Origin of the sequence: Nocardioides potassii, from assembly GCF_021648885.1 — a bacterium.
Taxonomy (GTDB): domain Bacteria; phylum Actinomycetota; class Actinomycetes; order Propionibacteriales; family Nocardioidaceae; genus Nocardioides; species Nocardioides potassii.
The window spans coordinates 131123-152941 of sequence record NZ_JAKJHZ010000010.1 but is presented as its reverse complement, the minus strand read 5'-3'; the positions used below and the strand labels follow the sequence as shown (position 1 = coordinate 152941).

At 71.9% G+C, this 21819-nt stretch carries 22 protein-coding genes; 11 read left to right on the top strand and 11 right to left on the bottom strand.

Annotation, left to right across the window (positions count from 1 at the left end):
* Positions 1–2: 2 nt before the first annotated feature.
* A complete protein-coding gene (locus L2K70_RS16925; RefSeq protein ID WP_236403985.1) occupies positions 3–2024 on the bottom strand; it encodes a hypothetical protein in 2022 nt (673 codons plus the stop codon).
* Positions 2025–2127: 103 nt separating this feature from the next.
* Between L2K70_RS16925 and L2K70_RS16920 the strand changes: the two genes are divergently transcribed.
* A complete protein-coding gene (locus L2K70_RS16920) occupies positions 2128–2706 on the top strand; it encodes an HdeD family acid-resistance protein (protein ID WP_236403982.1) in 579 nt (192 codons plus the stop codon).
* Positions 2707–2725: 19 nt separating this feature from the next.
* Here the strand turns inward: L2K70_RS16920 and L2K70_RS16915 are convergent, their stop codons facing one another.
* A complete protein-coding gene (locus L2K70_RS16915; protein WP_236403978.1) occupies positions 2726–3379 on the bottom strand; it encodes a TetR/AcrR family transcriptional regulator in 654 nt (217 codons plus the stop codon).
* A gap of 39 nt (positions 3380–3418) precedes the next feature.
* On the bottom strand, positions 3419–4117 hold the full coding sequence (locus L2K70_RS16910) for an exonuclease/endonuclease/phosphatase family protein (protein ID WP_236403975.1): 699 nt from the start codon (positions 4115–4117) through the stop codon (positions 3419–3421).
* A gap of 191 nt (positions 4118–4308) precedes the next feature.
* On the opposite strand from L2K70_RS16910, the gene L2K70_RS16905 reads away from it, so the two are divergent.
* Positions 4309–5316 (top strand): phosphatase PAP2 family protein, encoded by a 1008-nt coding sequence (locus L2K70_RS16905; protein ID WP_236403973.1) that lies wholly within the window; start codon positions 4309–4311, stop codon positions 5314–5316.
* A 70-nt stretch (positions 5317–5386) separates the two neighbouring features.
* Here L2K70_RS16905 and L2K70_RS16900 read toward each other — a convergent pair whose 3' ends face one another.
* From L2K70_RS16900 to L2K70_RS16875, 6 genes are all read right to left on the bottom strand, one after another.
* Complete coding sequence (locus L2K70_RS16900; RefSeq protein WP_236403971.1) at positions 5387–6061, bottom strand: hypothetical protein; 675 nt, start codon at positions 6059–6061, stop codon at positions 5387–5389.
* Positions 6058–6897: a DUF2382 domain-containing protein gene (locus L2K70_RS16895; protein WP_236403969.1), complete on the bottom strand. Its 840-nt coding sequence runs from the start codon at positions 6895–6897 to the stop codon at positions 6058–6060. Before L2K70_RS16895 ends, L2K70_RS16900 begins: the two co-directional genes overlap by 4 nt.
* A 45-nt stretch (positions 6898–6942) precedes the next feature.
* On the bottom strand, positions 6943–7770 hold the full coding sequence (locus L2K70_RS16890) for a mechanosensitive ion channel family protein (protein ID WP_236403968.1): 828 nt from the start codon (positions 7768–7770) through the stop codon (positions 6943–6945).
* A gap of 175 nt (positions 7771–7945) precedes the next feature.
* Positions 7946–8695 carry a TetR/AcrR family transcriptional regulator C-terminal domain-containing protein gene (locus L2K70_RS16885; RefSeq protein ID WP_236403963.1) on the bottom strand — a complete coding sequence of 250 codons (750 nt, stop codon included), beginning with the start codon at positions 8693–8695 and terminating at the stop codon, positions 7946–7948.
* Between the two features lie 58 nt (positions 8696–8753).
* Complete coding sequence (locus L2K70_RS16880; protein ID WP_236403953.1) at positions 8754–9404, bottom strand: PAS and ANTAR domain-containing protein; 651 nt, start codon at positions 9402–9404, stop codon at positions 8754–8756.
* Positions 9401–9550, bottom strand: coding sequence for a hypothetical protein (locus L2K70_RS16875; protein WP_236403949.1), 150 nt, complete (start codon positions 9548–9550; stop codon positions 9401–9403). Before L2K70_RS16875 ends, L2K70_RS16880 begins: the two co-directional genes overlap by 4 nt.
* 188 nt (positions 9551–9738) lie before the next feature.
* On the opposite strand from L2K70_RS16875, the gene L2K70_RS16870 reads away from it, so the two are divergent.
* A complete protein-coding gene (locus tag L2K70_RS16870) occupies positions 9739–10701 on the top strand; it encodes a proline iminopeptidase-family hydrolase (protein ID WP_236403946.1) in 963 nt (320 codons plus the stop codon).
* Here the strand turns inward: L2K70_RS16870 and L2K70_RS16865 are convergent, their stop codons facing one another.
* The gene (locus L2K70_RS16865; RefSeq protein WP_236403939.1) at positions 10702–11457 is read right to left on the bottom strand and encodes a VOC family protein; all 756 of its coding nucleotides are present in this window, start codon (positions 11455–11457) and stop codon (positions 10702–10704) included. It lies immediately after the preceding gene.
* A gap of 297 nt (positions 11458–11754) precedes the next feature.
* Here L2K70_RS16865 and L2K70_RS16860 point away from each other — a divergent pair, with 297 nt between their 5' ends.
* Positions 11755–12564 carry a SigB/SigF/SigG family RNA polymerase sigma factor gene (locus L2K70_RS16860; RefSeq protein WP_236403936.1) on the top strand — a complete coding sequence of 270 codons (810 nt, stop codon included), beginning with the start codon at positions 11755–11757 and terminating at the stop codon, positions 12562–12564.
* 10 nt (positions 12565–12574) lie between these two features.
* The gene (locus tag L2K70_RS16855) at positions 12575–14218 is read left to right on the top strand and encodes an ABC-F family ATP-binding cassette domain-containing protein (RefSeq protein ID WP_236403934.1); all 1644 of its coding nucleotides are present in this window, start codon (positions 12575–12577) and stop codon (positions 14216–14218) included.
* Between the two features lie 16 nt (positions 14219–14234).
* Here the strand turns inward: L2K70_RS16855 and L2K70_RS16850 are convergent, their stop codons facing one another.
* Positions 14235–14585: a response regulator gene (locus tag L2K70_RS16850; protein WP_236403930.1), complete on the bottom strand. Its 351-nt coding sequence runs from the start codon at positions 14583–14585 to the stop codon at positions 14235–14237.
* A 109-nt stretch (positions 14586–14694) separates the two neighbouring features.
* On the opposite strand from L2K70_RS16850, the gene L2K70_RS16845 reads away from it, so the two are divergent.
* The 6 genes from L2K70_RS16845 (at position 14695) to L2K70_RS16820 (ending at position 21814) form a co-directional block, all read left to right on the top strand.
* A complete protein-coding gene (locus tag L2K70_RS16845) occupies positions 14695–15609 on the top strand; it encodes a response regulator (protein ID WP_236403929.1) in 915 nt (304 codons plus the stop codon).
* On the top strand, positions 15606–17597 hold the full coding sequence (locus L2K70_RS16840; protein WP_236403924.1) for a sensor histidine kinase: 1992 nt from the start codon (positions 15606–15608) through the stop codon (positions 17595–17597). The genes L2K70_RS16845 and L2K70_RS16840 overlap by 4 nt, the downstream gene beginning before the upstream one ends.
* A gap of 93 nt (positions 17598–17690) precedes the next feature.
* Positions 17691–18320 (top strand): 2'-5' RNA ligase family protein, encoded by a 630-nt coding sequence (locus L2K70_RS16835; RefSeq protein WP_236403923.1) that lies wholly within the window; start codon positions 17691–17693, stop codon positions 18318–18320.
* A gap of 36 nt (positions 18321–18356) precedes the next feature.
* Positions 18357–20126, top strand: coding sequence for a sensor histidine kinase (locus tag L2K70_RS16830; protein ID WP_236403920.1), 1770 nt, complete (start codon positions 18357–18359; stop codon positions 20124–20126).
* 90 nt (positions 20127–20216) lie between these two features.
* Positions 20217–21131: an ATP-binding cassette domain-containing protein gene (locus tag L2K70_RS16825; protein WP_236403916.1), complete on the top strand. Its 915-nt coding sequence runs from the start codon at positions 20217–20219 to the stop codon at positions 21129–21131.
* The gene (locus L2K70_RS16820; protein ID WP_236403897.1) at positions 21128–21814 is read left to right on the top strand and encodes an ABC transporter ATP-binding protein; all 687 of its coding nucleotides are present in this window, start codon (positions 21128–21130) and stop codon (positions 21812–21814) included. The genes L2K70_RS16825 and L2K70_RS16820 overlap by 4 nt, the downstream gene beginning before the upstream one ends.
* The last annotated feature ends 5 nt before the right edge of the window (positions 21815–21819 follow it).

Below are 21819 nucleotides of genomic sequence, written 5' to 3'. Positions count from 1 at the left end.
CGTCATCGGGCAGGCGCGCCGCCGCCGACCGACTCAGGGTGAGCGGCCGCAGGACCGTCCGCGCCGTCATCGCCGGGCCCTGCGAGGTCGGCGGCTCCGTGGTCCTCGACGGCGCGGCCGTTGGCCCAGGCGTACGTCGTGAGGAGTGCCGTGACCGGCCACACCAGCGTCAGGACGAGCTGGGGCACGCCGGACACGACGCCGAAGGGTGCCGGGGAGACGATGAAGATCAGCGTCGAGACCACACCGCCCAGGGCCGAGACCAGCACGGCGGACACGGCGAGGACGAGCAGGACGGTGAGCACCTGGTGGCGCACCAGCCGCCAGCTCCGGCCGAGCGCCCTCGGGCCTGCCAACCCCTCGAGCTGGACGACGGGCAGGACCAGCGACCAGGCGACGGACAGCCCCAGCGCGACGGGCGACAGGAAGCCGGTGACGAGCAGCGGGACCAGGACGAGCGCCCACAGCGCCATCGTCACGACGAGTGCGCCCACCCGGGCGCGGGTGGCGCGGGTGAGGGACCCGAGGGTCACGGGGCGCTGCTCGTCGATGTCGACCACCGCCCGGGCGGACGCGACCTGCGCCCACGCGAGCGCCAGCGCGAGCACCAGGAGGACGAGGCCGGACAGCGCCGACCACCACCACGACGACACCGGTGGGTTGACCGCGGTGAGCACCGACGACAGGACGGACGCGACCGCGGCAGGCGCGGCGACGAGCAGGAACACCCACCGACGGCTGACGAGCATCTTCAGCGCGGCGGCGACGACCTGCGCCGGACGTCGCCGCGTCACCAGCGGCAGCGGCTCGGCCTCACCCCAGCCGGAGCGCCGTACGGCCCAGCCGACGAGCAGCGCGAGCCCGACGAGGACGAGCAGCACCGGCCACGGGTCGGCCGAGAACCGCCGGAAGACGTCGGAGCCCGACGACACCAGCCCGCAGAAGTACGTCCCCGCCTTGGACCCAGCGACCTCGGCGCCCGGCAGCGAGAAGCTGTGGTCGCGCGCGCTGGCGGACCAGGTGAAGGGCTTCTTCCACGCCTGCTTCATGTAGGGCCCGGTCGGGCCCTCGTAGAACCGCTGCGGTCCCACCTCGCCCCAGTGCCCGCGGTAGGTGATCCACGGGTACGCCTCCGCCGCGTCGGTTGCGTCGGTCGGGATGGTCACGACCGCGGGCCGGGTCTCGTCGTACGGGCCGATGGTCGTGTCGCAGCCGAATCCCTCGGTGGCGGACCGCCCGAGGTAGAGGCCCTCGGAGAACTGGCTGGCGTGCGAGCCCGCGGAGACGTACACGACCGGGTGCGTGTCGTCGTCGACCTGCAGCTTGTCGTCGTCCCACGCGGCGCGCTCGGCACCGTAGTGCTGGGAGTAGATGACCTGGTCGGGCTCGGCAGCGAGAGCCTCCTCGGCGGTCCCGACCGGGAACTCGACCTGGATGCGCTCCCAGTCGGCCTCGTGCTTGTTGTTGTAGTCGTTGAACGGGTAGAAGAAGTAGTACTGCACCGCGAGGCGGTCCTCGACGCCCGACTGCAGGGCGACGTGGGCGTAGATGGTCGCGGTGGGGGTCTTGCCCCAGACGCTGTCCACCCAGGACTCGTAGGTGCAGCCCGGCTTGAGCGGATCGCCGGGCATGTCGAGCGCGTATCCCTGGAGTCCCTGGGCCAACAGCTCCTCGCTGGGAGCGGCGGTGACGAAGTCGCGGCTGGTCCACGGACCACGCAGTGCGATGGACGGCTCGTCGAACACCGCGTCGACGTCGCTGGGCACGTAGGGCTCGCCGGGACCGCAGCGCTCGTCCTGGTGGACCAGCATCATCACCGGTGCGTACGTCTCGGCCAGCTCCTGCTCGGCGGCGGGCGCAGAGCTGCTCGTGGTGTCGTCGCCCGCGCCAGAGGCCTCGTCCGCGGCAGCACCGCCCGCCGTGCCCGAGAGCACCACCGTCAGGACGGCCGCCAGCGCCGCGAGGAGCGGCCGGCGGCGGCGCGTAGCTCGAGTGCTCCCCAGCACGTGATGCGTGCGGCGCATCGCTCTCCCCTGTCCCGCGGGCGGTTCTCGACAGTGTCCAAGGTCCGTCCTACGCTACCAGTCACGTGACCGAGTCTCGGCGCACTTGAGGGGGGATCCCACCGTGTCCGACCACCAGCCCTCCGCCGGTCACCCGGCCACCGACAACAGCCCGGCGGCGGTGCAGTCACGAGGATCGATGCGCATCGCGATCGGCGTGGTGTGCCTGGTCGCGGGCATCGTCGCCTACGCGCTCCCCACCCGGACGCTGTCGTTCCTGGGGTTCCTCGTCGGCATCCAGCTGGTGATCGTCGGGCTGATGCGGATCTGGGCGATCCGCGCCTTCGTCCTCGGCAAGCAGGTCAAGATCGCCGGCTACGTCCTCGCCGTCGCCACCATCGTCGCCGGCATCCTGTGCATCACCCGGCCCAGCTCGTCGCTGGTCGTCGTGGCCGTCCTCGTCGGCGCCGGCTGGATCGCGGACGGCGTCATCGAGCTCGTCGCGTTCGGCACCGGAGCCGCCGCGGACCGCGGGTGGGCACTCATGAGCGGCGTCCTCACCCTGCTCGGCGGCATCGCGATCCTCGCCTACCCCCGCTCGACGCTCGTCACGCTCGCCCAGGTGGCCGGTGTCATCCTCGTCGTCGTCGGCGTCGGCTACCTCGCCTCCGGCGTCAACCGCTGGCGCGCCGCCGACGCCTGACCCGCTCCCCTCACCGTCGCTACATCAGCGGGCGGACGCCCGCACGCGCGATGACCATGTCGAGCAGGACCGCCAGGTCGCCGCGCGACCGATCGGCGTCGCCGTGCACCAGCAGCTGGATCATCAATCCGTCGATGCCGGCCAGCAGCAGCCGCGCCACCTCGTCGAAGGAGACGGTGAACGTCTCGCCCGACTGCGCCGACGCCTTCTCCAGCCAGTCCACCACCGCCGTCACGAACAGCTCGAGCTGCCGCCGCGCCAACCGCCCCATCCCCGGAGTCCGCAGGCTGTAGGACAGGAACTCGAGCTGCACCAGCTGCGAGTCCCGCCGAGGAGCGACCCACTCCTCCCACACGGCCGTTGCCCGCACCCGGAGCGCCTGCGCGAGGCCGCCGGCGGGTATCGGGGCGCCCGGCAGGGCGTCGATCCCGGAGATGACGGCTTCGATGACGCCCGTGAAGAGCTCCTTCTTCGAGGGGAACACGTACTGCAACGTCCCCAGCGGCACGCCGGCCTCGGCGGCCACCGACCTCATCGTCGTACGCCACACGCCGTCGCGCTCCATCGCGACCACCGCCGCGCGGACGAACTGCTGGCGACGCTCAGCAGCGTCGATGTAGACCATCGGCACCTCCGACGCCTCACCGTAGGTGCGTCGGCACGCGGCGGCCACGCCCGAACGGAGGAATGCTCGTCCGCGCGGACTGCTGTGTCAGCGGTCCGGGCGCTCCGCGAGCACCGCTGCGTGGTCGGACGCCGTCCGGACCAGCGTCACGGCAGCGGCCGGCGTCGCGGCGAACACGTCGTCGACCTTGCGGCTCGACCCGAGGGTCCCTACCGGGTCGTCGCGGCGGTCGGCCCAGGCGGACACCAGGCCGGGCAGCTCGAAGCCGTCGTAGTTCGAGTCCCCGAGCGCGATGACGGCGTCACCGGCAGCGAGCCGACGCGCGACCTGTCGCTCGAGCGCGCGGGTCTCGCTGCGGTGGCGACGGACGAGCAGGGGGCGGTCGGCGCGGTAGCTGCCGCGTGACTGCACCCCTGGGACGAGGTGGTAGTCGATCACGCTCGTCGCGGTGCCGGTGGACCGGTCGAGGAGGCGCACGAGCGTCGTCGCCCGCGGCGGCAGGACGGGTACGGGCCTGGCTCCGCGGTCGGCCAGGCCGACCTTGCCGACGAGGCGCAGGTGATGCCCGAGCAACGCGAAGCGGTCGCGGCGAAAGCCCACCACGTTGCCGCCGTAGAACGGGGCGACCCAGCCGTAGGCGTCGTGGATCCGGAGGATCCGGCGACGCGTGGGGCCCCATTCCTGCAGCCCGACGAGGTCCGGGCCGTGCTCGAGCACCGACCCCAGCGCCTCCGATGCACGACCGCGGTCCAGCCGGTCAAGGATGTTCGCGGTCGCGACGAGCACCTCGCCACAGTAGGACTGGCGTGGTGGCTCGTCGTCGGCCCACGTTGCCGTCCTCCACGCCGTGGTCGTCAGGACGCCCTACGGTTGTCCGCGTGGAGCATGGCGACGGGCAGCTGGCCGAGAGCCCGGATCGTGCGTTGCTCGCACCACAGCAGGTGGCTGAATCCACGCGAACGTGGCCATCGGCGTGGGTGGGCGCCGCGCGACTGTGGGTCGTGGTCGGCGCCTTCGTCGGCGTGGCGATCGCCCGATCCCTGCAGGTCGGGATCCCCTTCCGCGACCCGGATGGGGCCGTCCTGGTGAACCGGGTCGCCATGACCGTCGCGGTCTTCGTCGGCCTGGTGGTCGTGGACGGACTGGTGCGCACCGGCCGCACGAGGACCGTCGGGGGCGTGTGGTCGACGATCCGCGAACGGTGGACGTCGGCCAGGATCTCGCTCGCATGGGCGGCGCTGCTCGCGTACCACGTGACGTACTTCAGCTACCGCAACCTGAAGAGCTGGGACGTCCTGAACGAGCCTCGCGACGCGATGCTGACCCGGTGGGACCACTGGCTGTTCCTCGGGCACAGCCCGGCTGTCCTGCTGCACGACGCCCTCGGCCACGACACGGCGGCGGTCGTGCTGTCCGCCTGGTACCAGGCGTTCGGCACGGTCGTGGTCCTCGCCTTTCCCGCAGCGGTCGTGCTGGCCAACCGCGTGCGCGACGCCCTCGTCGGGATCGCGGCCTTCGTGTGGGTCTGGATCCTCGGCACGGCCTGCTACTACCTCATCCCGTCGCTGGGGCCGTTCCACTCCGACCCCGGTGACTTCGCCGGCCTGACCCAGACCGGGATCCAGGCCACCCAAGCCCGCTACCTCGAGCAGCGCGACCACCTGCTGGCGCACCCGAGCGCCCCTGACGCGTTCGCGCAGATCTCCGCGTTCGCCAGCCTCCACGTCGGCGTCACCGCCACGGTCCTGGGGCTGGCGTGGTGGCACCGGCGGCGTCGTACGACGGCGCTGCTCGCGGTGTTCCTGGCCGGGACGATGCTGGCCACCGTCTACCTCGGCTGGCACTTCGCCGTCGACGTGCCCGCCGGCCTCGCGATCGCCGCCCTCGCGTGGTGGCTCGCGCCCCGCACCATCGGCGTACGTGGTCGCCCCCCGACCCGGGCCGCGACCACAGCGAGGGGGTCGAACAGGCCGAGGACCACTTGATCGACGCGACGGACGCCGCCGACCGACGCGGTGGTCGATCGACGGCGCCCGAGGCCCGGGTCGGGAGTCCTCAGCCTCCCAGGCCCGTGCGGTCCACCTTGCGGTGGAAGCGCATCCCGGCGAGACCGCCGAGGATGGCCCCGCCGAGGCTCGCCGCGATGGCTGCGACGGCGGTGATGATGCCGCCCGTCGCGAGGTCTCCCTCGTCGACCGGGACTCGCGGCAGGCTGTTGAGCTGCGACAGCACGTTGTACTGGCTGCCGGCGATCGCGACCACGACGGCCACGACGATCGCGATGATCAGCGCCCACAGCCACACGGCGATGCCCTGCTTGGCGCCGTCGAAGCGTGCCATCCGCCCCGCGACGTAGCCACCGGCGTAGTACGCGACGAACAGGATCACCAGGAGGGCGACGGCACCGACGATGCCGACGGTCTCGGCGTTCTGGTTCGCCTCCTGCTGCGCCTGCTGGGGACCGGACAGCGCGCCCAGGCCGACCGCCGTACCGATGGCGCTGAGCAGCGCGGTGACGAGGATCGCCGTGCCCGCGGCCGTCAGCCACCCGAAGAACGCGGAGCCCCACTTGATGCCGCCGTGCTCCTCCTTCTGCCGGGCGACGACCGTCCTGCGGTCCGGCACACCGTCGCCGTCCACGTCGCGCACCTCACCGCGCTGCACCGGGACGTCCGCGCGGTGCTCGGCGCGGTGCTCGGCGCGGTGCGGCTGGTCGGCGCTGGTGCTCACCGGGTGCCTCGACGGTCGTCGATGTCGCCCTCGGTCTCGATGTGCTCCTTGCGGACCTCCTCAGTGACCGTCTCCTCGTCCGTGACCGTCTCCGTGCCGAGGCGGACGCGCTCGACGGGCTCTGCCGTCTTGCCGACGACGGGACGTTCCTCCTGGAGGACCACCTCGTGCTCCTCCTCGGAGATCGCCGGCCCGGAGAGGGCCTCGTCGCGGTTGGCGTCGGTAATCGGCTCGGTCTCGAGGACGGCGCGCTCCTTCTTGACCGGGACCGTGACGGTCTCCTGCTCCGTGGTGACGTACTTGCGCAGGCGGACACGTCCGGACTCCTCCTGCGTCGTGCCGACGTCGAGGCGCTCCTCCGAGCGGGTCATCGCCTCGTCGGTGTTCGGGCCCGAGGTGTCGTGCCCCTCACCGGTGAAGGTGCCCGTCGTGCCAGCGGTGCCCGCGGTGCCGGTGCCTTCACCCGTGTACGTGCCGTCGCCCGCGGGCAGGCCCGAGTCGCTGGTCCGCTCGCTGTAGGTGAGGCCGTAGTGCTCGTAGAGGCGACGCTCCTCGGACTGGTCCAGGTGACCGCCGTCGACGTCCACGTTGGGTGCGTCCTTGATCTGGTCCTTGGTGAACGGCACCCGTACGCCGTCGCCCGTCACGTCGGCGTCAGCGGCCGGGACGAACGACTCGTTCATCCCGAACAGGCCCGTGTTGACGGTGAGGAACTCGGGACGGTCGGTCTCGTCGTCGAGGAAGACCTGTCCGATCTTGCCGACCTTCTCGTCGTCGCTGGAGTAGAGGGTCTGGCCGATGAAGCGCTCGTGGTCGCTCGTGAATGTCTCAGTCATGTCAGTGCTCTCCTTGAAAGTGGTGTGGCGTCTGGTTTCGGGTGATCAGTAGCCGGGCGTGCGCGGCGTCCCGGGGTCCGTCGTCTGGTCGTAGACGGCGGTGGAGCCGGCGGACGAGCCGGTCGTGCCGGTCGTGCCGCTCGTCGTGGAGCTCGAGAAGCTGCTCGCCGCGGACGTCGCCTGGTCGCGCACGGACGGCGCGTTCTGGGCCTGCTCCTTGATGCGGGGCGCCTCGCGCTCCGCGGTGGTCAGGTAGCTCTCCCACCTCTGCTGCATGGGGCGGACGAGACCGCCTCCGACTCCGACGATGATGACGCCCGCGACAGTGGCCAGGATGGCGATGAGCACCGGGGTCGTGACCGTGGTGGCCACGCCGACCTGGTTGAGCGCCGCGACGACACCCAGGAACAGGATGAAGATCGAGGCGATGTTGGCCAGGGTGCGCCCGTAGGACAGACCACCCAGCATGTTCTCGATCAGGCCCTTGACGGCAGCCGCGATCGAGGCCGCGACCACCAGGATGATGATGGCCACGATCAGGCTCGGGATGAACCGGATGACGTCCTCGATGAGGGCGCTGATCGGGTTGGGGCCGAAGACCCCGAAGGCCAGCTGCAGCACGAACAGCAGCAGCGTGTAGTAGATGAGCTTGGCCACGATGTCGCTCGCGTCCATCTTCGACTGCGACAGGGCTCGCTTGATGCCGCCTCGCTCGACGGCGCGGTCGAAGCCGACGCGCTCGAGGATCGCGTTGAGCGCCTTCGCGATGACCTTGGCGATGATGATGCCGACGATCAGGATGACCAGGAACAGGACGAGCTTGGGCACGAACTCGGCGATCGTGCTCAAGCCGTCACGCAGTGCGTCTTTCATGTGTCCTCCGTCCGCGGCGGGGCGACGTGCCGTCACGGGGTCAGGACGTCACACCACCGCTTCGTTGTGGTTTACGACGTAAGCCGTACCCACCGCCACGGACCACATGCGAGGCAATGCCTCGAACGAACCAGTCGCTCACCCCGAGGAGGGGACAGCCGCCGGTACCCCCCGGTCAGGAGTCGATGTGCTCGTTGCGCACGATCGTCAGGCGGTCGAGGAGCGCCTCGAGCGCCTCCTCGAACTCCACGGCAGAGTGATCCTCGGACAGCGACCCTCGCAGGCGGGAGACGGACGGGTAGCGCGCGGTGCCGGCCTCGCCCGTCTGGTCGTCGAGGACGTCCAGCGGGCCGACGTCCGCCCCGTGCTCCGCTACCTCGAGCAGGAGATGGCCGAGGAGGAAGCTCGAGTAGGCGCGGTAGGCCGCGACCGCGGCCTCGTCGCTGAACCCCTCCTCGAGGAGCCCCGAGATGAACGTCTCGACGACGTCGAGGCTCCTGAGCGGGGGTCGCAGCCACGGCGCCTCGGTCGGGCGGGAGGCGACGAGCGGAAACGCCTTCGGATGGGCGAGCGCCATCCGCCGGATTCCGTGCGCGAGCCGCTGCAGGAAGTCCTGCCAGCCGTCCTGCGGGACGTCGAGGACCACCTCGTCGGCGCGGACGCCCCCCACCAGGTGGTCCACCACGGCGTCGAGCAGCTCTTCCTTGCTCGGGACGTAGCGGTACAGCGCCATCGCCTCGACGCCCAGCTGCTCCCCCAGCCGGCGCATGGTGAGACCGGGCAAGCCGTTGTCGTCGATGAAGTCGAGCGCGGCGGCCACGATGCGATCGCGGCTCAACGGCGTCCGGCTGGACGCCGGCGCCTCGCCGCCCACCGCGGCGAGGTCCGCGTCGGGGTAGTCGTCGTCGGCCTGGTCCTTGCTCACCTGTGCCCCCTTCGTCGTGCGAGCCTACGTGGTGGTGCGAGCTCACCCTCGCCACTCGTCACGCGTCGACGTCGGCGAGCAGCTCCTCCACCACGATGCGGCACGGGTGACCCTCGCCCAGCGGATGGGCACCGGCTCGCTCCACCATCTGCGCGGCGAGCTCGTGCAGGCGCATCCCGCGGGCCGCAGCGCACCGTCTCAGCGCGTTGAACGCACCGGGTGCGTCGCAACCGGTCGCGACCATGACGATCCCCCTCGCCAGGTCGACCTGGGAACGACGCTCGGCCAGACGCACCTGCGCCGCATCGCTCTCGGCCCGCGACGCGGCGTTCATCAGCTCCTCCGTGCGCACCTCGGTCAGGTCGACGAAGAACCCGGTCACCTGCTCCACGCGCCCGCGGGCGTCCAGCACTCCCCGCCCCACCGACAAGACGTACCGCACGCGGCTCGTCGCGTCGATGATCCGGTGGTAGCAGCTGAAGGGGCGGCCATCCGCCACCACGGCCTCGAGCACCTCGTAGGCACGTAGTGCGTCGTCCGGATGCTTGTGCCGCAGGACCAGGTCGGTCGTCGGCACCACGGCCTGCGGGTCGTGACCGTGAAGCTCGAACAGCCCCTCGGACCAGCTCCAGTGGTCGTCCTCCACCGTGTAGGTGAAGTAGCCCACGGGCGTGTGATGGGGCCGGCCGTCGAACGTCAGGTCGCTCACCGGCCGCCCCCGCTCGTCCTCACGGCATCAGGCTCCGTCCGGGATGGCTTGGCCGGCTCCAGCACCGCCATCAGAGCCAGCAGACCGCAGAGGCCCCCGAGGCTGGCGAGGATGATGAGCACGATCGCACCCAGGTTGTCGCTCACGGATCTCTTCTTCCCTTGCGCCGGCTCTGGACCGGGAGTCCGCCGAGTCGACATGCCGGGGACATGACGACCCACCGCACCCTCCACCTACGTCAGCGGTACCGCGCGCACCGTCGTTACGGACCTCCACCAAGTCCCGTCCGAAGGGGTGACGCCCAGCGCTCGGGCACACCGGCTACGTTCCGGGCATGGACCCTGCGACGTACTTCGACACCTCGACCTGGGACCCGCGCGACGTGGTGTCGGGAGGCGCGCGCATGGTCCCGATCACCACACCGGTGGGCGACTTCCGGGTCTGGACCAAGCGGGTCGGCACCAACCCGGACCTCAAGGTGCTGCTGCTGCACGGCGGACCCGGCGCGACCGACGAGCTCTACGAGTGCTTCGACACGTGGTTCCCGGGTGCGGGCATCGAGTACTACTACTACGACCAGCTCGGGTCCTACCGCAGCGACCAGCCGGACGATCCCTCGCTCTGGGACCTGGGTCGCTTCGTCGACGAGGTGGAGCAGGTACGCCGGGCGCTGGGGCTCGGCCGTGACAACTTCGTGCTGTTCGGCCAGTCGTGGGGCGGCCTGCTGGCGACGGAGTACGCCGTGCACCACCAGCAGCACCTCAAGGGCCTCGTCATCTCCAACATGATGTCGAGCTGCCGGCTCTACAACGACTACGCCCGCGACGTGCTGATGCCCGCGATGGACCCGGACGTGCTCGCCCGCATCCAGGAGCTGGAGGCCACCGGCGCCAACGACGACCCGAGCTACGAGCGCCTGCTCATGGAGCACCACTACGCGCTGCACGTGTGCCGGCTGCCGGTCGACGAGTGGCCCGACCCGGTCAACCGGTCCCTGGCCCACATCAACCCGGCGATCTACGTCCCGATGCAGGGGCCGAGCGAGCTCGGGATGAGCGGGTCGCTCGAGACGTGGGACCGCAGCGGCGACCTCGCCGGCATCGACGTACCGACGCTCGTCATCGGAGCCACCCACGACACCATGGACCCCGCCCACATGGAGTGGATGGCCGGTGAGCTGCCGCAGGGTCGCTACCTGCACTGCCCCGACGGGAGCCACCTGTCGCAGTTCGACGACCCGCAGCACTTCTTCCCCGGGCTGATCGACTTCCTGCAGTCCCTCCCGACGTCGCCGTAGTCAGCCCAGGTCGCGGTCCCGCGCCCCGTCCGGCGCGTTCTCGGTCGCGCAGAACGCCAGACCGGCGGGGTCGCGCAGCACGTGCCACCCCCGCCCGGGACCGACGTCCTCGGCCCCCAGCCCGACGAGCCGGCGCACCTCGGCCGCCAGGTCGTCGGTGCCGAGGTCGAGGTGTGCCCGCACCGAGCGGCCCGGCTCGTCCAGGCGCTGGAAGAGCAGCTGGAGCGGCGATCCGTCGCAGTGCCACTTCCCACCGAACTCGTCGGAACGCGACTCGACCCACCTGCCCTCGAGGAGTCCGCGCCAGAAGTGGACCTCGGTGGCGTGCGCGTCGCGCTGGGCGTCGACGCACACCTGGACCAGCCGGCTGCGGTGCCCGTCGGCCCACGTCTCCGGGCCGGGAGCGTCTCCGGTGCCGTCGACCACGCAGAACGGCAGGCCGCCCGGCGACAGCAGGGTGCGCCACCGGTCCTGTCGCCCGACCAGGCACGCGCCGTTGTCCAACGCCGACGTCACGAGGGCGTCGGCCTCGCTGCGGCCGTCGACCCGGAGGTCGAGGTGCACCCGCGGCTCGGCACCTGCCTCCTGGAGGTGGACGTACGGCGTCCCGCGCGGCGGCTCGAGGCTCCGGAGCTCCGGGTGGCCGGGCCACGGCGCGCCCAGGGGCCAACCCAGCGCCTCGGCCCAGAAGGTCGGCAGCGCGCCGGCCACGTCGGACGGGACGTCGATGACGGCGTCCACCACGATCCTGCGCATCCCCAGCCTCTCCGTGCACCACACTCGACCAGCAGGCCTCAGGTACCCCGGGACGCCGTCGTCATGAGACCCGCTGGAGCGGGCGACTCGGGGCACCGGGTCGATCTCGGCGTGCCCGACGACTCGGTCGGGTAGGCCCCGCACGCCGTCCCGAGCGGTCGGCGAACCGCTGTCCGGACTGCTCCCGCCCATCCGGGTGGGGGCGTCTGGCGACTGGTCCAGACCTGTGGCATCTTCTCCTCACCGTTCTCGCTGGAGAAGACGGCGAGCGAGCTTCGTTCATGGAAGAGCGACCACGTGACCACCGCGTCTTCTCTCGCCCCTGACCGTCCCGCCACCCGGCCCAGCGCCGATGGCCCCCGTCGCGCCCGGTGCCCGGACGACCCGCCGTCCCACCTCCGGATCGTCGCGGAGCACGAGCCCACCAGCTCGCCCTTCCTCGTCGAGGAGCTGATCGAGCAGCACGTCGAGGTGGCGCGCAGCATCGCCTCCCGCTACCGCAACCGCGGCCTCGACCTCGAGGACCTCCAGCAGGTCGCCCTCCTCGGGCTGACCAAGGCCGCTCGGCGGTTCGACCCCGGTGCGGGACACGACTTCCTGTCCTACGCCGTGCCCACCATCCGGGGCGAGGTACGACGCCACTTCCGCGACGCCGGCTGGGTGGTGCGTCCGCCACGCCGCCTCCAGGAGCTCCAGGCCCGGATCTCCCGGGCGCAGGACGACCTCGAGCAGGAGCTCGGCCGCTCCCCCCGCCCGAGCGAGCTGGCAGCGCATCTCGACGTACCCCTGGACGAGGTGGTCGAGGCGCTGTCCGCGGACGGCTGCTTCGCCCCGACGTCACTGGACGCGCCGCTCGACGACGCGACGACCGGCATCGGCGACCTCATCGGCGACCGGTCCCGCGACACGGAGGCGGCGGAGGCCCGCCTGATCCTCGAGCCGCTGCTCGCGCGCCTCGACGACCGGGACCGGCGCATCGTGTTCCTGCGGTTCCACGAGGAGCGCAGCCAGCAGGAGATCGCCGAGGCCGTCGGGATCACCCAGGCGCAGGTCTCCCGCGTCCTGGCCCGGATCCTCGCGCGACTACGCGGGGGCCTCGCCGACTAGGCTCCCGCGCGTGACTGCCACGCTCGTAGCGAAGGACCTCTCCGGCGGGCACGGGCACCGGGTGCTGTTCGAGCACCTCGACCTCACCGTCGCGCCCGGCGACGTGATCGGCGTGGTAGGTGCCAACGGTGCCGGGAAGTCGACGCTGCTGTCCCTGCTCGGCGGGGCGACCACACCGATGTCGGGGACCGTGAGCTGCGCGCCGCGGGACGCGTTCGTCGGCCTGCTGCCGCAGGAGCACGAGCGGGTGCCGGGCGAGACCGTCGGGGCGTACGTCGCCCGCCGCACCGGCGCGACCGACGCGACCCTGGCGATGGAGGAGGCGGCGGCCGCCCTCGGGACCGACCTCGCCGGTGTCGACGACGCCTACGCGGTCGCCTTCGACCGCTGGATGGCCAGCGGTGCCGCCGATCTCGACGACCGCCTCTCCCCCGTCCTCGCCGACCTCGGCCTCGACCTGGGTCCCGACGCGCTGATGACGTCACTGTCCGGCGGGCAGGCCGCGCGGGTCGCCCTGGCGGCACTCCTGCTCAGCCGCTTCGACGTGGTGCTCCTCGACGAGCCGACCAACGACCTCGACCTCGACGGCCTCGCCCGGCTCGAGTCGTTCGTGCAGGGGCTCCGCGGCGGCGTCGTGCTGGTGTCCCACGACCGCGAGTTCCTGGCCCGCTGCGTCACGCGGATCGTCGAGCTCGACATCGCGCAGGGCCGGGTCACCGTCCACGACGGCGGTTACGACGCCTTCCTGGAGGAGCGCGCGATCGCACGGCGGCACGCACGCGAGGCCTACGAGGAATACGCCGAGACGCGCGCCGACCTCGTCAAGCGCGCCCGCACGCAGCGGGAGTGGAGCTCGCAGGGCGTGCGCAACGCGATCCGCAAGAGCCCCGACAACGACAAGATCCGGCGCAAGGCGGCCACCGAGTCGTCGGAGAAGCAGGCGCAGAAAGTGCGGCAGATGGAGTCGCGGATCGCTCGGCTCGAGGAGGTGGACGAGCCCCGCAAGGAGTGGGTCCTGCAGTTCGACATCGCTGCCGCCCCTCGCTCCAGCGGCGTGGTCGCGACCCTCAACGAGGCGACCCGCCGGCTCGGCGACTTCGAGCTCGGGCCCGTGTCCCTGCAGGTGGACGCGGGCGACCGGATCGGCATCACCGGACCCAACGGCGCCGGCAAGACCACCCTCCTGCGCCTGCTGCTGGGTGACAGCACCCCCGACACGGGTACGGCGTCGCTCGGCGCCTCCGTCGCCGTCGGCGTGATCGACCAGGCGCGGACCACGCTCGACGACGACCGTCAGCTGGGCGACGCGTTCGAGGCCGTCGTCCCGGAGATGACGCAGGCCGAGGTCCGCACCCTCCTGGCCAAGTTCGGCCTGAAGGCCGACCAGGTCACGAGCGAGGTCGGCCGCCTGTCCCCCGGCGAGCGCACCCGCGCCGCGATGGCGCTGCTCCAGGCGCGCGGGGTGAACCTGCTCGTCCTCGACGAGCCCACCAACCACCTCGACCTGCCGGCCATCCAGCAGCTCGAGGAGGCGTTGTCGTCGTACGACGGCGCGCTGCTGCTCGTCTCCCACGACCGGCGGCTGCTGGAGAACGTGCGCCTCGACCAGCGCTGGGAGGTCGACGCCGGACGTGTGGTGGTCCGGCACGTCTGAGCGTCGTGCGATGCGCTCAGGGCGCCAGCAGCTCCTCGACGAGCCGCAGGAAGTGCTCGGGGTCGAAGGGCTTCGCGATGAACTCGTCGACCTCGTCGAGGCGCTGGCCGACCAGCCTCCGCTGGCCCGACACGAGCACGAAGCGGGTCGGGCTCCCTGCCGCTCGCAGGCTGCGGGCGACGTCGAGGCCGGTCATCCCCGGCATGTCGTGGTCCAGCACGCAGAGGTCGAAGGACCCGTCCGCCAGCAGGTCCCTGGCGTCGAGACCGTCCCTCGCCGTGCTCACCTCGTGGCCCGCATCGAGCAGGAGCGTCGCGATCACCTCGAGGACCGCCGGGTCGTCGTCGACGACCAACGTGCGCACCATGGGCCCGATGATCCTCGGCGCCCGTCAGGTGGACGAGACCACTCCGACGTGAGTCGTAAAGGTTCTGTGAAGACGCGACGCACCCCGTCCGTCCACGTAGGGTCGCGCCATGGCGCTGGCACTCGTGGTGGAGGACGACCGCCCCACGCTGACGATGTTCGCCGAGCTGCTCCCCTCGCTCGGCCACACCGTGCTGCTCGCAGCGACCGGCCGTGAGTGCCTCGAGCTGGCTGCGTCCGGCAAGCCCGACGTCATCCTGCTCGACCTCGGGCTCCCCGACATGCCGGGCACCACCGTCATCGGCCGGTTGCGCGAGTGGACGGACATGCCCATCATCGTGGTCTCGGGCAGCAAGCAGGTCCGCCGCAAGGCCGACGCCCTCGACGCAGGCGCCGACGACTTCATCGACAAGCCCTTCGACGTCTCCGAGCTCCGCGCGCGGCTCGACGTGGTGCAACGCCGTCTGGACGCGTCCCAGGAGCGATCGACGGCGCGTGTCTTCGACGGCCTATCGGTCGACTACACCCGCCGCCAGGTCCACCGCGACGGCGAGGAGGTGCGGCTGACCGAGACCGAGTGGCTGATCCTCGAAGGACTCAGCCGCGACGCGGGACGCATCGTCACCCACCGCTGGCTCTCGTCGCGGGTGTGGGGGCCGCATGCCGGCTCCGAGACGCACCAGACCCTGCGAGTGCACGTGAAGTCGCTGCGCGCGAAGCTCGGCGACGACGCTCGCGAGCCGCGCTACATCCGCACCGAGACCGGTCTGGGCTACCGCTGGCTGAGCACGCCCTCCGCTCCAGCCGCTCCAGCCGCTCCAGTCGTCGCCTCCGAGGACGACGACCTCGCCCGGCAGCTCGACGCCCTCCGTGACAGCGTGCGCCGCCTCGGCAAGGAGGGCGCCGCCGACCCCGAGACCGCTCGGACGACCGATCGGGTGACGGCCCTGCTCGACGAGGCGGCCGTGGAGCTCGAGCGCCTGCGACCTCCCGCGGGGAGGCACAGCGAGACGGAGCGGCCATGAGCCGGATGCGGTGGACGGACGCCCACACCTTCGTCGCGTTCGCCGTCCTCTACGCGCTCGCGATCGTGCTCGGCCGGGCGACCGTGCTGCCGGGCGAGTCGGTCAGCCTGGCCACCCCTGCTGCCGGGGTCGCCGTGCTGTGGCTGCTGCTGGTCGAGCGCCAGCGCTACGTGCTCGTCACCATTGCCGCGGTGCTGGTCCCGATCCTGCTCGCGACCGGGGCATCACCCCTGTTCGCGGTCTTCGGGACCGTCGCGGCGCTGCTGCAGGCGTCCCTGATCGTCTTCCTGCTCCGACGGTGGGTCCCGGGCGCGCTGGGCACGGGCGGCACGACGAGCATCCACTCGCTCCCAGTCCTGCTCCGCGGGACGGGGGTGGTCGTCCTGGGGTGCATCGCCGGCACCGCCGTGGGCACGACCGGGCTGTGGCTCGACTCGGGGTCGCTCACCTGGACGGACGTGGCCCTGTGGTTCGGACGCCAGGTCTGCGGCGTGATGATCGTGGCCAGCGTCGGCCACCTGACCTGGGAGCGCCTGCGCGGTGCCCGTCCGGGCGTCGTGGCGTCGGACCTCGAGCTGGGCGTGCTGTGGGCGACCTCGGTGCTCGCCTACGGCCTGATCTTCTCGCAGCAGCTGCCCCTGGCCTTTCTCGCCGTCCCGCTCTCGGTCTGGTGCGCCAAGCGGTTCTCCACCCTGGCGGCCGCGGTGCACGCGGCAGCCTTCGGGGCGATCTCGGTGACCCTCACCATCCTCGGCTACGGTCCCTTCACCCTGGTCGCGGACCCCGCGGTCGCGGCGATCCTCACCCAGTCGTTCACGCTGGTCGTCCTGATGACGGCCCTGGTCATCGCGACCATGCGCGACCAGCGCGAGGACCTCGTGGCGCAGCTGGTGCGCGCCGAGGCCACGGCCGCCGCACGGGCCGACCTCCTCACCGCGATGACCCAGGCGATGTCCGAGGGACTCGTGCTCGTGGACGAGTCGGGCGCCGTGGTGCGCACCAACGCCTCCGCCCGAGAGATGTTCTCCGGCATGGCAGCGCAGCGCACGGGAGCAGAGGGTGACTACGAGCTGCTGCGGTCGGACGGGACCCGCATGAGCGCCGCCGAGCGACCGTCGCGCCGGGTGATGGTCGAGGGCCACGTGCCGCCCACGGACATCATCGCCCCGATGGTGGACGGCAGCCGCCGCATCGTGTCGGTGCAGGCGACCCGCCTACCCGAGGGTGTCGACCACGGATCCGGCCCGATGGCGATGCTGGTCTTCCGCGACGTGACCGCCGAGCGCGCCGAGTCGAGCCGGCTCTCCGACTTCGCCGAGGTCACCGCCCACGACCTGCGCAGCCCGCTCACGACCGTGCGCGCGTGGGTCTCGATGGCCACCACCGAGCTGACCAAGCCCGATCCCTCGGTCGCCAGGGCCCACGACCTCACGGAGAAGGCGCTGACGGGCGTGGTCCGCCTCGGCGACCTGATCGACGGCATGCTGGACCACGCCATGGCCGCCGGCGCCGAGCTGGTGCACGAGCCGATCGAGCTCGCAGGTCCGGACGGACTCGTCCAGGACGTCGCCGACCTGCTGGCGGTGCCGAAGCTGTCGATCCGGTCCGCACCGAGCCAGGTGGTCGTGGGCGACGAGCGCGTGGTGCGCCAGGTGTTCGCCAACCTGCTGGGCAACGCGGTGAAGTACGCCGCTCCCGGGCGCGCGCCGGCCGTGGAGGTGCACATGGTCCGCCGCGGCAGCCGGGTGGTGGTCGACGTGTGCGACAACGGCCGCGGCATCCCCGAGGCGGACCGGGAGGCGGTCTTCGACCGATTCAAGCGCTCGGCCTCGGCGACCTCGGTCGAGGGCGCCGGGATCGGCCTCTCCATCTGCCGGCTGGTGGTCGAGCGGCACGGCGGCACCATCGTGTGCACCGCCGGCCCGGACGGCGTGGGCACGCGGTTCACCTTCGACCTGCCTGCAGACGGCTCACCGGCCACGGTCTAGTCCGCACCCACGTGCACGACGTCCTCACGTCGTCTTCACACGTCCACAATTCGGCAACAGGACATCTGTCGACCGCGCGGGCAAGGTGCTGCCATGTACCTCAGCGCCGCCGTCATCCCCCCGCTCCACGTGGCCCGCTCCGTCTTCCACGAAGTCACCACCCGCGGTTCCGAGGCGGCACCCCGGCGCTCGATGACACGGGCTGCGTCCGGCCACCCGGTGCTGACGTTCTCCCCCCGCCCCCTGTGGCAGGCGATCCCGCCCGAGCGCATGCTGACGCAGCTCTCGCGGTTCGGCTACGTCGACGTCGCGGACGCAGAGTCGCTGGGCAGGTCCCTGTCTCGTCAGGTCTCGCCCCACGGACCGTGCCTGGTCTCGGTCGGGGGCCCGGTCACCGTGGACCACAGCCGCAACCTCGTGCTGATGCGGCTGCAGGGCGAGGTCGATCGCCTCGAGGACGTCTTCCACTCGCTCCAGTCGGCCGTGCGTCGCCCCGGCTTCGTCCACGACCGGCGCCGGTTCGACCCGACGGTCCCCGTGCTGGCGTTCGACCACGACCTCAGCCCGCGCGCCCTGGACCAGGTGGTGCAGGCACTGGCCGGCTACTCCTCGAGGTCGTGGACCGCGTCGTCGGTCGCCCTGGTTGGCCGCGAGCTGTCCGGACGCGACTCACGCCACGTCGTGCTCGACCACCTGTCCCTCGGCGCAGCCCTCGTCGGCTGATCGCCGGTCGGCCCCGATCCGCAGAGCAGGACCGACATGAGGGACACGACCCCGACCGACCCACCACACTCGTGGTGGCACTGGCGCCCACGCCCGAACCGGACCGAGGTGCGCCTGGCGCGGCTCGTGGCGGTGGTGCTCGTCGTCTACGCGACCAACGACGTGCACGTGGTGGACCAGCTCATCTACAACGGCACGCTCGTCGCCGCCAGCGTGGCTGCGTGGGTCGGAGCACGGCGGGCACCCCGCGGTGCGCGACTGGCGCCCCGGCTCATCGCGCTCGGCGTGTCCCTGTCCACGCTCGGGGACCTGCTGTGGACCCTGCTCGACGCACTCGGTCTACCCACCGACGTCTCCATCGCCGACGCGGCGTGGTTCGCCAGCTACGTCGCGCTGTGCGCTGCCGTCTGGCTGGTGCTCGCCCGCAGCCGGCCGCGGGGTCAGCACGACGTGGGGTTCCTCGTGGACGCGCTGACGATCATCGTGGTCAGCGTGGTGGTCTTCTGGAACCTGACGATCCCCTCGATCCTCGGGCTGGAGGACCTCACGCCGTTCGCCAAGGCGGTGTGGGCCGCCTACCCGGTGCTGGACGCCGTGCTGCTGGCGCTCGTGGTCCGAGCCCTGCTCAGCGGCCAGGCACGCCGTTCCATCGACACGACCTTCGCCGTCGGCGTCGTCGTCTGGCTGCTGGCCGACACCGGGCCGCTGGTCCTGCCGCCTGGGGACTGGTCCCAGGTCGCGATCGACGCCGGGTGGATGGTCGCGCCCGTGCTGCTGGCCAGGGCGGCCTGGAGCGTGCGCCCCCACGACGGGGCTCCCGAGGACGACGACACCCGGCCCAGCCGTTCTGCAGCCCTCGTGATCGCCATCGCCCCCCTGTTCGTGCCACCGGGGCTCGAGGTCGTGAGCATCCTGACCGGCCGCGAGAGCCGGCCGTGGACGCTCACCATCGGCTCGACGTGCCTCATCGCCCTGACGTTCGTCCGCACCGCGCGACTGATGCTGGCGGACGAGCGGCAGACCCGCGAGCTCGTCGCGGCACGGGACGCCGCCCTCGACGCATCACGCGCCAAGTCGCTGTTCGTGGGGACGATGAGCCACGAGGTCCGTACGCCGCTCACCACCCTCGTGGGGACCATGGAGATGCTGGGTGACACCGACCTCGACGACGACCAGCGTTTCCTCGTCGAGCGCATGGGACGTGCCAGCACCCGGCTCGACTCACTCATGGAGGACGTCCTGGACTTCTCCGTGATCGAGGCGGGCAGCCTCGTGCTGGTGGACCGACCGTTCGACCTGCACAAGGCCCTCGACGACGTCAGGATGATCCATGAACCGGTCGCACTCCGGGCCGGGCTCCGCGTGGAGTGGCACTGCGACGCCGACGTTCCCGCTCGCGTGGTGGGCGACGCCCCACGCCTGCAGCGGGTGCTCGGCAACCTGCTCGACAACGCCGTGAAGTTCACGCCCGGGGGCAGTGTCGGCATGCGCGTCGCGACGGTGGGGACGGAGCCCGCCGGCGGGGCGACCGTCGTGCTGTTCAGCGTGGCCGACACCGGCATCGGGATCCCGGAGGACCGGCTCGCGGACGTGTTCGACTGCTTCACCCAGGCCGACGGCTCGCCGACGCGACCCTACGAGGGGTTGGGCCTCGGACTGACCGTCTCCCGCCGGCTGGCGGAGGCGATGGGTGGGAGCCTCAGCGTCCGCAGCGCACCCGGCCAGGGCAGCACCTTCGAGGTCTCCGTGCCGCTGCGCCGGGTGGGAGCCGCCGAGCGGACCCCGGCCCCGGCAGGGGTGGAGTGAGCAGCTCCCGGATCGACCCGGAGCGTCTCGTGCGCTGTTAGCATCGCCACGCGTCGTGAGCCGAGGGGGACTGAGGGTGGTGGACCGGCCGTGACGCTTCCCCCCGCTCCTCCGCGCGACCGGGCATTCGGCCACGACGCTCTCGTCGTCTGCGACAACGTCGTCCGGATCTACCAGACCGAGACGGTCGAGGTGCAGGCGCTCCAGGGGCTCGACCTGCTGGTCGACCGGGGCGAGCTGATCGCCGTTGTCGGGGCGTCGGGATCGGGCAAGTCCACCCTCCTCAACGTGCTGGCCGGTACCGACGCGCCCACGGCCGGGAAGGTCCGCGTCGCTGGTCACGACCTGACCGACCTGACCCGCACCGAGCAGGTGCACTACCGTCGCCACGTCGTCGGCTTCGTGCGTCAGCAGGCGGCGCGCAACCTCGTCCCCTACCTCACGGCGGCGCAGGTCGTGCAGCTGCCGATGACGATCGCCGGCACGCCCGCCCGGACCCGCGCGACGCGCGCCGACGAGCTGCTCGACCTCCTGGGCGTCGCGCACTGTAGGGACCGGAGGCCGGTCGAGATGTCGGGTGGCGAGCAGCAGCGCGTCTCGATCGCGGTGGCGCTCGCGAACGATCCGCAGCTCCTGCTGGCCGACGAGCCGACGGGCGAGCTCGACAGCGAGACCGCCGCCGAGGTGTTCTCTGCGCTGCGCACCGTCAACCGCGAGCTGGGCGCCACCGTCGTGGTGGTCACGCACGACGCGGCCGTGAGCGGGCAGGTCGCACGGACGGTCGCCATCCGGGACGGTCGCACCAGCAGCGAGGTGCTGCGCAGCGAGGAGACGGACGGGGCCCCGGCCACCGCCGAGGAGTACGCCGTGATGGACCGGGCCGGTCGGGTGCAGCTCCCGCGCGAGTACCGCGAGGCGCTGGCCCTGACGCGGCGGGTGCGGCTCGCGCTCGCCGCGGACCACGTCGAGATCCGCTCGAGCTCCGACCGGGACGGGGACGCGTGAACGAGCCGGTCCCACCGATGGTCGAGGTGCGCGGGCTGACCCGCACGTACGGCGCCGGATCGACCGCCGTGACCGCGCTGCGCGACGTGACCTTCGACATCGCGCCCGGCGAGCTGGTCGCGGTCGTGGGCAGGTCGGGATCGGGCAAGACCACCCTGCTCAACCTCCTCGGCGGGCTCGACCGTCCGGACTCCGGCACCGTGCGCGTCGACGGGACCGCGGTCAGCACCCTCGACGACAGCGGGCTCAGCGCGCTGCGCCGCGACACCGTCGCCTACGTCTTCCAGACCTTCGGGCTGATCCCCGCCCTCACCGCGGCGGAGAACGTCGGCCTCCCCCTGCGGATGCGCCGCACGCCCGTCGCCGAGCGGGAGCGGCGCGTCGAGCTGCTGCTCGACCTCGTGGGCCTGCGCGACCACGCGCGCCAGCGGCCCGACCAGCTCTCGGGAGGACAGCAGCAGCGCGTCGCGATCGCCCGCGCCCTCGCCGGGTCGCCGCGACTGCTGCTCGCGGACGAGCCCACCGGACAGCTCGACACCGAGACCGGCCTGGCCGTGATGTCGCTCCTGCGCGCCGTCGTGGAGTCCGAGGGCGTCACAGCGGTGGTGGCGACCCACGACCAGGTGCTGATGGCGCTCGCCGACCGGGTCCTCGCGATCTCGGACGGCCGGGTCGACGGCTGAGGCGT